The organism is Streptomyces sp. CCM_MD2014 (genome assembly GCF_000772045.1).
Taxonomy (GTDB): domain Bacteria; phylum Actinomycetota; class Actinomycetes; order Streptomycetales; family Streptomycetaceae; genus Streptomyces; species Streptomyces salinarius.
On the sequence record NZ_CP009754.1, the window covers coordinates 3808462 to 3822150 of the forward strand.

Below are 13689 nucleotides of genomic sequence, written 5' to 3' on the forward strand. Positions count from 1 at the left end.
CCGTCCGAGCCGCAGCGCACCCTCGCCGTCGAGGTGTCCCTCTTCCCCCCTGCGCGACCTCGGCGACGGCGGCCCCGGCCTGGTGGGCGTGGTCGAGGACGTCACCGAGCGGCAGGCCGCGGCGGACCGGCTCGCCGTGCTCAGCGAGGTGCACGCGGCCGTCGGCACCACACTGGACGCGCTGACCACGGCCCGCGAGCTGGTGGGGGCGCTGGTGCCCGCCTTCGCCGACGCGGCCACCGTCGACCTGCTGGACGACGGGGTCGCCGCGGCCGAACGCCCGGCCGGTCCCCCGCCGACGGAGGTCCCGCTGCGCCGGGTGTCCTTCGCCCCGCCGACCGCCGAGGTGAGCAGGAAGGAGGGCGAGAGCCGTCCGCTGCCCTTCCCCACCCCGTACACGCAGGTCCTCAACGACCTGCGGGCCCGCCTGGTCCGGGTCTCGGCCGACGACCCGTGGCTGGCCACCGACCCGGACGGCTTCGCGCCGCTGATCAGGGCGGGCGTGCACTCCATGCTCGTCGTCCCGCTGACGGCCCGGGACACCGTGCTCGGGCTGCTGACCCTGTACCGGCACCGGACCGACCCCTTCGAGGAGGCCGATCTGGACGTGGCCCGGCAGGCGGCGTTCACCGCGTCCGTGCACATGGACAACGCGCACAGCTACCGGCGCGAGCACACCGTGGCCGCCGCGCTCCAGCGCAGGTTGCAGCCCGGTGCGATCCCCCGGCTCTCGGCGGTGGAGACCGCCCACGTCTACCTGCCCGAGAGCGCCGGCGGCGACTGGTTCGACGTCGTCCCGCTTTCCGGCACGCGCGTCGCCCTGGTCGTCGGTGACGTGTCGGGGCACGGCATCGAGGCGGCGGCCACGATGGGCCAGCTCCGGCTGGCGGTGCGCACCCTCGCGATGCAGGACCTGGAGACGGACGAGCTGCTGACCCACCTGGACGAGGTCGCCGCCCAGCTGGCGGACGCCTCCGGGCCGGGTGCGAGCGAGCCGGTGGCGACCTGCGCGGTCACCGTCTACAACCCGGTCTCCCGGCACTGCACCATGGTGCGCGCGGGACACCCCGCCCCCGTCGTCATCGACCCCGACGGCGCCCCCCGCACCGTGGAGGTGCCGCAGGGGCCACCGCTCGGGACGGGCGGCGGGCACGTCTTCACCCCGGCCGTGCTCGAACTGGCGCCGGGCACCCTGCTGGCCCTGCACACCAACGGCCTCACCAAGGGAAACGGTGAGCACGGGGACGCCGCCAGGCGCCGTCTGGAGCACATCCTCGCCTCCACGACACGGCCGCTGCAGGAGCTGTGCGACACCGCCGTGTACCACATGGCGCCCTCCCGCCACGACGACGCCGTCCTGCTGCTCGCGCGCACCCGTGCCCTGCCGCCGGAGCACGTCGCGGACTGGACGCTGCCCGCCGACGCCTCCGTGGTGGGCACGGCACGCCGGCTCGTCGACCGGCAGCTCGCCGCCTGGGAGCTGGACGACGCGTCCTACACCACCGGACTCGTCGTCAGCGAACTCGTCACCAACGCCATCCGCTACGGCAGGGGCCCGGTGCGGCTGCGGCTCATCCGCGACCAGGGGCGGCTGCTGACCGAGGTGACGGACGCGAGCAGCGCGAGCCCCCACCTGCGCCGGGCGCGGGAGAGCGACGAGGGCGGCCGCGGGCTGTTCATCGTGATGCGGCTCAGCACCCACTGGGGCGTACGGCACAGCCGCCACGACAAGACCATCTGGTCCGAGCAGCGGCTCGACGGAGGCCCGTCGGCGGACGCGGCGGACCTGATGAACGTGTTCGACGTGACGGAGGCCGCGGAACTGTGAGCGGCGCCCGACGCCCTCACCGCTCCGTATCGCCGGCCGCGTGCCGCGCGTGCGGGTTGGCCAGGAGGTGGCGGGGGTCGGCGGCGCGGGTGATGGCGGACTCCACGGCGGCGACGCGGTCCGCGAGCAGGCCCAGGGCCGCGACGGCACGGACGAGGGGGTCGTCGTCGGGGCCGCCGAGGGTGCGGGCGCGGACGTGGGCGGCGCACACCTCGGCCCAGCGGGCGGCCTGCTCAGGGGTGAGCGTGCCGCGCAGCTCGGCGAGCTTGAGGAGGTTGGCCTCGGCCCCGTGGGTGAGGGTCTGCGCCTCGGCGGTGTAGTGGTCGTCGAGGACGGCGTCGCGTTCGGCGTCGTTCATGACGGGGCGGATACGCTGGGCGATCTTGTTCATGTTGCGGTAGGAGCCCTGGAGCCGGAACGGGGGCTCGGTGCGGGTGTCGTCCGACTGGGCCGCGGAGGCGATGTAGGCGGCGTTGACGGCCAGGACCGTCTCGCGGGCGGCGACGAGGTGGCGCAGGACGGACAGGACGCGTTCCAGCTCGGCCGGCGGGTAGGCGTGGGCGAGGCGGTCGGCGCGGGCGGTGGGGTCCCCGGCGGCGAGGCGGACGAGCAGCTCCAGGTCGGCCCGGTCGCGGCCGGCCAGCGGGGCCAGGACGGGGTTCGCGGTGAGCGCGTTCTCCAGAAAGCTCAGCGCGAAGGCCTCCTCCTTGCCGGTCAGGACGTCGCCCAGGTTCCACACGTCGGCCCGGTTGGCGAGCATGTCGGGGACCTGGAAGCGGGCGCCGGACTCGGTGTAGGGGTTGCCGGCCATGCAGACGGCGAAGCGCTTGCCGCGCAGGTCGTAGGTGCGCGGGCGGCCGTCCCACACGCCGTCCACGCGGCGGGTGGCGTCGCACAGCGGGATGAACTTCTGGAGCAGCTCGGGGGACGTGTGCTGGATGTCGTCCAGGTAGAGCAGCGTGTTGTTCGCGGACGCCAGCGCGAAGTTGATCTTCTCGACCTCCTGGCGCGCGGTGGCGTTGGGCGCGTCGGCCGGGTCGAACGAGGTGACGGCGTGGCCGAGCGCGGGGCCGCTCACCTTCACCAGCATCAGACCGAGGCGCTCGGCGACGTACTCGACCAGCGTGGTCTTGCCGTAGCCGGGCGGGGACAGGAGCAGCAGGAGGCCGCCCGTGTCGGTGCGCCTGCCGTCGCCGGTGGTGCCGAGCTGCTTGGCGAGGCTGTCCCCGACGAGCGGGAGGTAGACCTCGTCCACGAGCCGGTTGCGGACGAAGGCGGACATGACGCGCGGGCGGTGGTCGTCCAGCCGCAGCCGCTCGCGTTCGGCGCCCACCAGGGCGGTGCGGCGCCGCTGGTAGGCGCGGAACGCCGGGACGTCCTCGTCCGCGAAGCGGGCGGTACGGGCCAGGAACTCGTCCAGGCGCAGCGGCAGCCGGCCGCCCGTGACGCGCGGGTGGGTGCCCAGCAGCCCCTCCGCGGTGGCCGTCGGAGCGGTGTCGCCGTCGTAGCGGGGCAGGTCCGGGCAGAGCTCCGCGGCGACCGCCTCGGCCAGGTCGCCGGGGGCGAGTTCGGTGCCGGAGGCCGCGGCGTACGACGAGATCCACGCCTCGGCGAGCTGGGCGCGGGCGGCCGGGTCGTCGAGGGCGGCGAGGTCCTCGTCGTAGGCCGGGCCGCCCACCGTGCGGCGGAACTTCTCCAGCAGCGTGCGCGTGCCCGCGCCGAGGACGAAGCCGTCGGGGGCGGTGGTCAGTTCGTGGAAGAGGTACGCGGCGGCGGCGCGGCCGGTGTCCTCGCCGGTCTCCGGACGTGTCCGCGCGGCCCACGCGTCGACGGCTCCCGCCAGCTCCTCCTCCAGGTCCGCGATCGCCCCGGAGAGGCCGAAGGTGTCCCGGGCCCGGGCCAGGGAGCGGGCGCGCCGGGTCCACGCCTCGCGCGCTTCCGGCGTGGTGCCGTGGGTCCAGAACAGCTGGGCGGCGGCGCGGGCGGCCGGCTCGTGGACGAGAGTCCCCGCGCTCTCGTACAGGGGCAGCAGTGCGGTCAGGACGACCGTCGCGTCGTGGTCGTGCACGCCCCGCTCGTAGCCCTCGTCGTACGCCTCCCGCGCGGCCTCGCGGACGAGGGCGGGCAGGTCGTCGGCCTCGGCGAGGGCGCTCGCGCCGTGCTCGCGGAGCAGGCGGGCGGCGAGGTGCTCGGCGCGGTAGACCTCGGGGGACTCGGACGGGAGGGTGCGGTCCCAGTGGGCGCGGGTGGCCGCGAAGTCCGGGTCGGCGACCGGGGAGCGGTAGTCGGTGCCGGTGAGGGCGAAGGCGAGTCCGTCGCCGTCGGGGACGAGGGTGAGGTCGAGGGGCTGGGTGTTGACGGCGAAGCGGTGGGTGCCCAGGCGCAGGGTGCGGCCGTCGTCGGCGTACAGGTCGGTGCGGTCGCGCAGGGCGCGGGCGGCCTCCTGCCGGGCCGACTTGAGGCGACCGTCCAGTTCCTCGGCGCGGACGGTGTCGCCGAGGGCGCGCAGTTCGTCGGCGGTGCGGCGGACCTTGGCCGGCATGGGGTCGGAGGCGAAGTACGTGCTGACCGCGTCGGCGTCGGCGAGACCGGCGCACCGCCGGGTGATCGTCTCCAGGATGCGGGCGGCGGACGCGGCGAGCTGTTCGGCGCGGCGGGCGCGGGAGTCGGACAGGGCCTGCTTGCGGGCGGCGAGCGCGTCGTAGATCTCGGTGCGCTTGTCGGCGAGTTCGGCGAGGAAGCCGTCGAACTCCGCGAAGCGGGACTCCAGGTCCTCCAGCCGGGCCAGCAGCCGCGCCAGCTGGTCGTCGCAGTGCTCGGGGGTGTCGGCGGCGGCGAGCGCGGCGGTGACGGCCTGGCCGAGCAGGGCCGTCTCGGCGGTGAACTCGGCGCGTCCCTCGTGGTCGAGGAGGGTCCGGCGGCGGGCGTCGAGAGTGGCTCGGGCGCGGTTGACGCCGCCCAGGACGCCGGCGACGCGCTCCAGCAGGGCGGTGCGGACGGTGGCGTCGCCCATGTCGAGTTCGGCGACGACGTCGGTGACCGTGCGCAGCCCGTCGGCGAGTTCGTCGAGCCGGGCGGCGACGGGGCCCGCCTCGGCGACGGTGGCGATGGACTCCGCGTCGGCGACGAGCGCTTCGACGTCCGCGCGCTGCGCGTCGAAGGCGTCCTCGCGGGCGAGGAAGGCGACGGCCCGCCGCCCCAGCTCGGCCAGGGACGCCTCGGCCTCCTCGGCGAGGGCGTCGATGCCGGGGAGGTCGGCGTAGCGCATCTCCTTGACGTTCAGCAGGTGCCCGTGGGCGTGCCGCAGTTCGGTCAGGCCCCGCACCCAGGCGGCGGCCTCCTTGGGCGCCTCGCCGCGCAGCCGCCGCACCACCGCCGCGACCCGCTCGGCGGCCTCGTCGCGGGCCTCGGCCGCCCGCCGGGTCAGGTCCCGTACGCTCTCGAACTCGGCCAGCACCTGCTCGGCGGTCTCCCGGACGGCGGCCAGCGCGCCGGCCAGGTCGCCCAGCTCCTCCTCGTCGAGCCAGTGGTGGGCGTCGGCGGCGCGCACGCAGGACGCGGCGAGCGCCCGGTAGCCCTCGGCGGTGGAGATGCCCTCGCCGACGGCCGCGGCGACGGACAGGCAGGCGGAGATGCCGCGCACGAGGTCGGCGTTGCCGACCCGGGCCAGCGGACCGCTCCCGGTGGGCGAGGCGGCGGCGTACGTGTCGGAGACGTACGGCGAGTGCCACAGCTGCACCGGGTGCACCTGGGCCGGTTCGTCGCCGTCCGCGCGCAGCACGGTGAAGGTGCCGTCGCCGGTGAGGGCCCAGCCCCGGCAGGGCAGCGGGTTGGCGACCTCCTTGCGGATGGTGTTGTACGACAGCAGCAGGCGCCGGCTCTCGCCGCGCGCGTGGAAGGCGTACAGCACGTCCTCGCCGTTGGGCGAGCGCACCTCTCGCTCGAACTCCAGCCCCGTCGCGTCGAGTTCGTACGTCTTGTGGGCGCCGGTGGCCAGGCAGTAGCCGCCGGGGAAGACGATGCCCTGGTCGTCGGGCAGCCGACGGCAGGCCGCGCCGATGCCGTCCAGGCGGACCACCGACTTGGTGAGGGTGTTGAACACCAGGTGCCGGTCGGTGTCCTCCTTGTAGGGGCGTACGCGCAGCAGGATCAGGGCGCCGACCCGGGCGTGCGCGATGTCGGCGTCGGCCAGGGACTGGAGGGGTTCGTCGACGGGCTCGGAGTGGATGCCCTCGGCCGTCTCGGTGTCGTCCTCCAGCTTGACGGTGAGGGTGCCGCCCACCGCGCTGACGTAGAACTCGCCGCGCACGGACACGTGCGGGTGGCGGCCCAGGACGTGGTCCTCGCGGGTGGCCGCGGTCCACTCGACGTCGTGGGCCGGGGGGAACACGTCGTCGCGTTCGCCGCGCGCGTCGAGGAAGGCGGCCCGCCCGTCCTCGGTCAGCTCCCAGCGCAGGACGCGGATGTCGTCGGCCTTCTCGCCGGTGCGGAAGACGGCGAGCAGCCGGCCGTCGACGGGGCGCAGCCGCAGCAGCCGGGCCTGCCGGTAGTAGCGGTGCAGGTCGGTGAACTCCCGCACGAAGGACGGGTCGTCGAGCAGGCCGGGCACGGCCGACTCGGACAGCGGGTTCAGGTCGCGGTCGTAGAGGGTGAAGACGTCGCCCACGGCGACCCGTTCGCGGTGGCCCGGGCGGCCGGTGGAGCCCAGCAGCAGGATGTCGCCGACGGCGGCGACGTCGCAGGGCACGACGGGGTGCTCGGTGCGCAGCCGCTCGGTGGAGGCGAGTTCCAGCCGGGCCGACCCGAACTCCTCGACGCGGCGGGCGTTGAGGAGTTCGGCCCGGTGGGCGAGGTCCGCGGTCTGCGCGGCGAGGCGGTCGCGCAGCACCTCGTACGCGCCGGCGTCGGCGGTGTCGTACGCGCCCGTACCCGTGACGGGCGTCGTCGTGCCCGTCTCCACAGCGGTGCCCATGAGCGGTTGGTCCCTTCCAGGATGCGAGGGGTGCCGAAGCCGCCGACCCCCGTACGGCGGCCTCGGCACCCGGTCTGTGGTGGCCGGTCGTGGTGGCCGGTCAGACCCTGGTCTTGCCGTTCAGCGCGGTGAGCGGCGTGTCGGCGAGGCCCAGTTCGCCCGCGCGGTCCAGGAGGCGCTGCACCTGCCCGGCGTCCGTGCCGCCCGACTTCATCAGCTTCATCAGCAGCGCGGACACCGTCAGGTTCTGCACGTCGGACGTGGAGACCGAGCCCAGCACCCGGGTCAGGTCGTCGGTGAAGCTCGACGAGCCGTCCAGCCAGGGCCCGGCGAGGGCCTGCGCGGTCTCGGAGTGCTTGACGAACCCGTCGACGCCCTTGCCGAGCGCCACCGAGGACATCAGGCGGTCGAAGAAGACCGAGTCGCCGCCCACGATGTCGATGTCCGCGTTCTCCAGACCGGTCGCGAGCACCGTGGCCTGGGCCTCGGCGACCTGCCGCTGCACGTCGAGGCCGGCCAGCCGGATGTCCTTCTCCGCCTCCAGCCGCAGCCGGTACTCCTCGTGACCGCGCGAGGCGTCGTCCAGGGCGGCCATCGCCGCGGCCTTCTCGGTGAGTCCGGCGGCCTCCGCCTTGAGCTTGCCGCTGATGGCCTCGGCCTCGGCGAGCGCCTTGGCCCGCGCGCCCTCGGCCTCGGCCCGCATCCGGGCCTCGGTGGCCTGCGCCTCGGCGCGGCCGGCCTTCTCGATGACGTCGGCCTCCTTGTCGCGGACCTGGACCGCCGCGAGGCCCGCCGCGGCCGCCTCGGCCTGGATTCCCTCGGCCATCCGCAGCTTGGCCTGCGCCTCCAGGTCGGCACTCTTCAACCGGGCCTCGGCCATGGTGAGTTCCTCGGCGGCGCGGTGGGTGGCCGCCGCCTCCGCGGCCTCGGCCGCCTTGATGTCCTTGACCAGCTGCTCCTGCGCCTGAGCCTCGGCGGCGATGATGACGGCCTGCCGCTCCCGCTCGGCCTCCTCCACGGCGCGCAGCTTCTTGATGGACTCCTCCTGCTCGGCGACCGTGCGGTCCACGGCGACGCGCTCGCGGACGACCTCGGCGATGTTGCGCTTCTCCGCCTCGACCTCCTTCTCGGCGGCGATCCGGGTCAGTTCCGTCTCCCGCTCGCGGCCGATCGCCTCGAGCATGCGGTCCTTCTCGATGCGCTCGTTCTCCACGGCGATGACCCGCTCGCGGTTCTTCGCGGCCACCGCGACCTCACGGGCCTGGTTCTCGCGCTGCACGCCGAGCTGCTCCTCGGTGCGCAGGAAGGCCGTCTGCGCCCGCAGCCGCTCCTCCTCCACCACGCGTGCCGTCTCGGCCTCCTCGCGGGCCCGGGTCGTGTCGATCTCGCGCTTCTGCTTGATCTCGGCGTCCGCCTGCCGGCGCTCCAGCTCCAGTACGGCCTCGCGCGCGTCCACGTTCTGCCGGGTGATCTCCTTCTCCTCCGTGCGCCGCGCCTCGTTGGTGCGCACGTGCTCCACGGCCGTCAGCTCGGTGATCTTCCGGATGCCCTGGGCGTCGAGGACGTTGGCCGGGTCGAGCTGGGTCAGCGGCGTCTGCTCCAGGTAGTCGATCGCCGCGTCCTCCAGGTGGTATCCGCTGAGGTCGACGCCGATGACCTCGATGATCCGGTACCGCAGTTCCTCGCGCTTGGTGTAGAGGTCGGTGAAGTCCATCTGCTTGCCGACGGTCTTCAGCGCCTCGGAGAACTTCGCGTGGAACAGCTCCTGCAGCGTGTCCCGGTCGCTGGCGCGGGCGGTGCCGACCGCCTGGGCGACCTTGACGACGTCCTCGACGGTCTTGTTGACCTTGACGAAGAACGAGATGCGGATGTCCGCGCGGATGTTGTCCCGGCAGATCAGCCCTTCCTTGCCGGCCCGGGTGATCTCGATCGTCTTCACCGAGATGTCCATCACCTCGGCCTTGTGCAGCACCGGCAGCACCACCTGACCCGTGAAGGTCACGTCCACCTTGCGCATCTTGGAGACGATCAGCGCCTTGCCCTGCTCCACCTTGCGGAAGAGCCGCGAGACGCCGAACAGCACGATGACGATCAGGAGCACGCAGACGACGGCGAGGACACCGATGACTTCCATGGGACACGTCCTTACGGCAAGTGACGGCTGTCGGGCGGCCGGCCGAGCGCGGCCGGCCGCCGCGGCTGTTGGTGTGGTGACGCCCGTGCGGACGGGCGTGGTTCCGGGAGGGCGGGCCTTCGCCATGCCCGAGCCGGGCCCCGGCAGGGGCGCGAGAAACGGCTGTCAGACGGCGCGGCGGTCCTGTGCCGCGGCACCGGCGACGCGAGAGGCGTGGCCGGGTTCGTCCGGTCGGAGCCGGTCGAGCGGGTGGGGCGAACGGACGCAGGGACTGTGTTTCGTCACCCTTGTCGTCATCGTCCGCCCCCTTCCGCAGTGCTCCCCGTGCACTCATGATGCGTGAGCGTGCCACCTGTGCGCATTGCCGGTTTCCGGAAGCGTTCACCGGGGCTTGAATGCCGGTGAGCCGCCGACGGGCTCGGTGGAACCCGGTCGACGGCTCACGGTGCGACACGGCGGTGCGGCGGTGCGGCGGTGCCGCGGTGCCGCGGTGCGGCGGTGCGGCGACGTCGGTGATACGGCGATGCCGACGGTTCGGCGGCTACCGCGCTCGGGACGCCGGGCTCGGGCCCGGAACGCTCAGCGCGGCGAGCCGCTGCTCGAAGGGCGTGACCTCCTCGAAGGAGTCCCGCTTCGGCAGCGAGCGGCCCGTCGGGCGCCCGGACGGCCCCGCCATCAGCGCGGCCAGCTCGGACGCGGCCCGCCCGATGCGGGCGTCGAGCCCCTCCGCGCCCCAGTCCTCGGAGGCGGCGTACACGCCGGTGGGGACGACGACCGCCTTCAGGTAGGAGAAGAGCGGCCGCAGCGCGTGGTCGAGGACCAGGGAGTGCCGGGCGGTGCCGCCGGTCGCGCCGATCAGCACCGGCTTCCCGGTGAGGGCTTCCTCGTCGGTGACGCTGAGCGCGTCGAAGAACGACTTGAACAGCCCGCTGTACGACGCCGAGAACACCGGCGTGACGACGATCAGCCCGTCGGCCGCCGCGACCTCGGCGAACGCGTCCGCGAGCGCCGGTGCCGGGAAGCCGTTGGTGAAGGTGTGCGCGATCTCCACGGCGAGGTCGCGCAGCTCGATCACCCGGACGTCGGCCGGGGCGGGCTCGGGCGCGGTGGCGGCCGGGGCGGCGGCCGCGGCGAGGCGGTCGGCGAGCAGCCGGGTGGACGACGGGACGCTCAGCCCCGCGGAGACGACGACGAGCTTCATGCGCGTACTCCTTCCTCGTCCCCGGCCTGCTGGGACGGGGCGTTCTTCCGGGCGGCCAGCAGGGACGCGTGGGTCGGCGCGTCCGGCACGTTCGCCGGGCGGTCCTTGGCGAACTCCTCGCGCAGCACCGGGACGACCTCCTCGCCGAGCAGGTCGAGCTGCTCCAGGACGGTCTTCAGCGGCAGCCCGGCGTGGTCCATCAGGAACAGCTGGCGCTGGTAGTCGCCGGCGTAGTCGCGGAAGGCGAGCGTCTTCTCGATCACCTGCTGCGGGGAGCCGACGGTGAGCGGCGTCTGCGCGGTGAAGTCCTCCAGCGACGGCCCGTGCCCGTAGACCGGGGCGACGTCGAAGTACGGCCGGAACTCGCGGACCGCGTCCTGGCTGTTCCTCCGCATGAACACCTGGCCGCCGAGGCCGACGATCGCCTGCTCGGGCGTGCCGTGCCCGTAGTGGGCGTAGCGGTTGCGGTAGAGCTCGATCATCCGCTTGGTGTGGTCGGCGGGCCAGAAGATGTTGTTGTGGAAGAAGCCGTCGCCGTAGTAGGCCGCCTGCTCGGCGATCTCCGGCGAGCGGATGGAGCCGTGCCAGACGAAGGGCGCGACGCCGTCCAGCGGGCGCGGGGTGGAGGTGAAGCCCTGGAGGGGGGTGCGGAACTTGCCCTCCCAGTTCACGACGTCCTCGCGCCACAGGCGGTGCAGCAGGTTGTAGTTCTCGACGGCGAGGTTGATGCCCTCGCGGATGTCCTTGCCGAACCAGGGGTAGACCGGCCCGGTGTTGCCGCGCCCCATCATCAGGTCCACCCGGCCGTCGGCCAGGTGCTGGAGCATCGCGAAGTCCTCGGCGATCTTCACCGGGTCGTTCGTGGTGATCAGGGTGGTGGAGGTGGACAGGATCAGCCGCTCGGTGCGGGCCGCGACGTAGCCGAGCATGGTCGTCGGCGACGACGGCACGAAGGGCGGATTGTGGTGCTCACCGGTCGCGAAGACGTCGAGTCCGACCTCCTCGGCCTTGAGCGCGATGGCGACCATGGCCTTGATGCGCTCACGCTCGGTCGGCGTACGGCCCGTGGTCGGGTCGGGCGTGACGTCGCCGACGGTGAAGATGCCGAACTGCATGATCGCTCAACCTCCAGGTTGTTGACGCTTCAACTATACCCGTGGAACGGAGCACCTCCGGCCGATATTCCGCAGGTCCGCCGCCCGGCACCGAGGCGGTGCGTGGGAAGCTGCCCGCATGCTCGTCCTGCGCTCCGCCGCCCTCTTCGTCGTCGCCGCCCTGTTCGAGATCGGCGGCGCCTGGCTGGTGTGGCAGGGGGTGCGCGAGCAGCGCGGCTGGCTGTGGGCGGCGGGCGGGGTCCTCGCCCTCGGGGCCTACGGCTTCGTCGCCACCTTCCAGCCCGACGCCCACTTCGGCCGCATCCTCGCCGCGTACGGGGGGATCTTCGTGGCCGGCTCGATCCTGTGGGGCGTGGTCGCCGACGGCTACCGCCCGGACCGCTGGGACATCGCCGGGGCACTGGTCTGCCTCGCCGGGATGGCCCTGATCATGTGGGCCCCGCGCAACGGCGGCTGACCACGGGGGCCGGCCGGCACGCTGACTACCCTGGTCGGCGACCGGCACCGCCGCACGAACACAGGAGCAGCCCATGGCCACCGCAGCCGCCCCGTCCGCCGCCTCCCGCATCGCCGTCGTCACCGGCGCGAGCAGCGGCATCGGCGCCGCCACGGCCCGGCAGCTCGCCGCCGCCGGTTACCGGGTGGTCCTCACCGCGCGCCGCAAGGACCGCATCGAGGCGCTGGCGGAGGAGATCCGGGCGGCCGGCCACAAGGCGACCGCGTACCCCCTGGACGTCACGGACCGAGCCGCGGTCGACGAGTTCGCGACCGCGTTCAAGACGGTCGGCGTCCTGGTCAACAACGCGGGCGGCGCGCTCGGCGCCGACCCGGTGGCCACCGGCGACCCGGACGACTGGCGCCGCATGTACGAGACGAACGTCATCGGCACCCTCAACCTCACCCAGGCCCTGCTCCCCAAGCTGGAGGCGAGCGGCGACGGCACGGTCGTGGTCGTCTCCTCGACGGCCGGCCTGTCCACCTACGAGGGCGGCGCGGGCTACGTCGCCGCCAAGCACGGCGAGCACGTCCTCGCCGAGACCCTGCGCCTGGAGATCGTCGGCCGCCCGGTCCGCGTCGTCGAGATCGCGCCCGGCATGGTCAAGACCGACGAGTTCGCCCTGACCCGCTTCGGCGGCGACCGGGACAAGGCCGCCAAGGTCTACCAGGGCGTCGCCGACCCGCTGACCGCCGACGACGTCGCCGACACCATCGCCTGGGCGGTCACCCGCCCCGCCCACGTGAACATCGACCTGCTGGTCGTCCGCCCCCGCGCCCAGGCCTCGAACACGAAGGTGCACCGGGAGGGCTGACGGAGGCGAGCGACTCGGGGGATTGCGGCGATACGAGGGCAACTCCCCTGCGTATCATGCGGGTTCCATCGGTTTTCTCGTGGGACAGGAGTCAAGCGACATGGTGATGCCCTCCTCGGGGCCGGTCCCGCCGACGCCGGAGATCAACACCTCGGTACCGCACTCGGCGCGGATGTGGAACTACTGGCTGGGCGGCAAGGACAACTACCTGGCCGACCAGGAGGCCGCCGAACAGTTCCAGGCGTCCTTCCCCCAGATCGCCGAGAACGCCCGCGCCTTCCGGGCGTTCCTGGGCCGCGGTGTCACCTACCTCGCGGCGGAGGCGGGGATACGGCAGTTCGTGGACGTCGGCACCGGCCTGCCCACCGAGAACAACACCCACGAGCTCGCCCAGCGGGTGGCGCCGGAGTGCCGCATCGTCTACGTCGACAACGATCCGCTGGTCCTGGCCCACGCCCGGGCCCTCCTGGTCGGCGCCCCCGAGGGTGCCACCGACTACCTCCACGCGGACCTGCGCGAACCCGAGGCCATCATGGAGGCCGCCCGCCGGACCCTCGACTTCGAGCAGCCGGTCGCGCTCATCCTCAGCGGCATCCTCGGCCACGTGCTCGACGACGACGAGGCCCGCGACCTGGTCCGCCGCCTGCTCGCCCCGCTCCCGTCCGGCAGCCACCTGCTGGTCTGCGACGGCACCGACACCAACGAGGAGCTGCGCTCCGCCCAGCAGGAGCACAACGACCGCACCCCGGTCCAGTACCGCCTCCGCACCCCCGAGGGCATCGCCTCCTTCTTCGACGGCCTCGACCTCGTCGCCCCCGGCGTCGCCTCGTGCACCCAGTGGCGCCCGGAACCCGGCGCCCCGGCCCAGCACGTCGACTCCTACGGGGCCGTCGGACGCAAGCCCTAGGTGTATTGACCCGCAGGGTTGTTCACGCGGCTGATCGGTGGGTGGCCGCCGAGTGCGATGTGGCAGCGGCGGTGGTTGTAGGCGTGCAGGAAGTCTGCCAGGGCTGCCGTTCGTTCGGTGTTGCTGGTGCAGGGCCGTAGGTAGGCCCATTCGTCGAGCAGGGTCCGGTGGAAGCGTTCGACCTTGCCGTTGGTCTGCGGACGGTAGGCGCGGGTGAGCTTG

The 13689-nt window shown here is 73.5% G+C and carries 8 protein-coding genes and 1 pseudogene; 4 read left to right on the forward strand and 5 right to left on the reverse strand.

Annotated features, from left to right (window positions below):
• Positions 1-88 precede the first annotated feature (88 nt).
• Positions 89-1828 carry an ATP-binding SpoIIE family protein phosphatase gene (locus NI25_RS16685; RefSeq protein ID WP_233520738.1) on the forward strand — a complete coding sequence of 580 codons (1740 nt, stop codon included), beginning with the start codon at positions 89-91 and terminating at the stop codon, positions 1826-1828.
• A gap of 16 nt (positions 1829-1844) precedes the next feature.
• On the opposite strand, the gene NI25_RS16690 is transcribed toward NI25_RS16685, so the two are convergent.
• The 4 genes from NI25_RS16690 to NI25_RS16705 all read right to left on the reverse strand — a co-directional run bounded on the left by NI25_RS16690 (position 1845) and on the right by NI25_RS16705 (position 11250).
• On the reverse strand, positions 1845-6800 hold the full coding sequence (locus tag NI25_RS16690) for a DNA repair ATPase (protein ID WP_061443213.1): 4956 nt from the start codon (positions 6798-6800) through the stop codon (positions 1845-1847).
• A gap of 100 nt (positions 6801-6900) precedes the next feature.
• Positions 6901-8934, reverse strand: a complete 2034-nt coding sequence (locus NI25_RS16695) for an SPFH domain-containing protein (RefSeq protein WP_061443214.1) — start codon at positions 8932-8934, stop codon at positions 6901-6903.
• A 541-nt stretch (positions 8935-9475) separates the two neighbouring features.
• Entirely contained in the window at positions 9476-10135 is a 660-nt protein-coding gene (locus tag NI25_RS16700) for an FMN reductase (RefSeq protein WP_061443215.1), read from the reverse strand.
• On the reverse strand, positions 10132-11250 hold the full coding sequence (locus NI25_RS16705; RefSeq protein ID WP_061443216.1) for an LLM class flavin-dependent oxidoreductase: 1119 nt from the start codon (positions 11248-11250) through the stop codon (positions 10132-10134). The genes NI25_RS16700 and NI25_RS16705 overlap by 4 nt, the downstream gene beginning before the upstream one ends.
• Before the next feature lie 118 nt (positions 11251-11368).
• Between NI25_RS16705 and NI25_RS16710 the strand changes: the two genes are divergently transcribed.
• From NI25_RS16710 to NI25_RS16720, 3 genes are all read left to right on the forward strand, one after another.
• Positions 11369-11707: a YnfA family protein gene (locus tag NI25_RS16710; protein ID WP_030145264.1), complete on the forward strand. Its 339-nt coding sequence runs from the start codon at positions 11369-11371 to the stop codon at positions 11705-11707.
• 73 nt (positions 11708-11780) lie between these two features.
• Positions 11781-12560 (forward strand): SDR family NAD(P)-dependent oxidoreductase, encoded by a 780-nt coding sequence (locus NI25_RS16715; RefSeq protein WP_061443217.1) that lies wholly within the window; start codon positions 11781-11783, stop codon positions 12558-12560.
• 100 nt (positions 12561-12660) lie between these two features.
• A complete protein-coding gene (locus NI25_RS16720) occupies positions 12661-13467 on the forward strand; it encodes an SAM-dependent methyltransferase (protein WP_061443218.1) in 807 nt (268 codons plus the stop codon).
• On the opposite strand, the pseudogene NI25_RS16725 reads toward NI25_RS16720, so the two are convergent.
• Positions 13464-13688, reverse strand: a pseudogene (locus NI25_RS16725) (integrase core domain-containing protein); the annotation flags it as partial. The gene NI25_RS16720 and the pseudogene NI25_RS16725 sit on opposite strands and share 4 nt — an antisense overlap.
• Between the last annotated feature and the right edge of the window lies 1 nt (position 13689).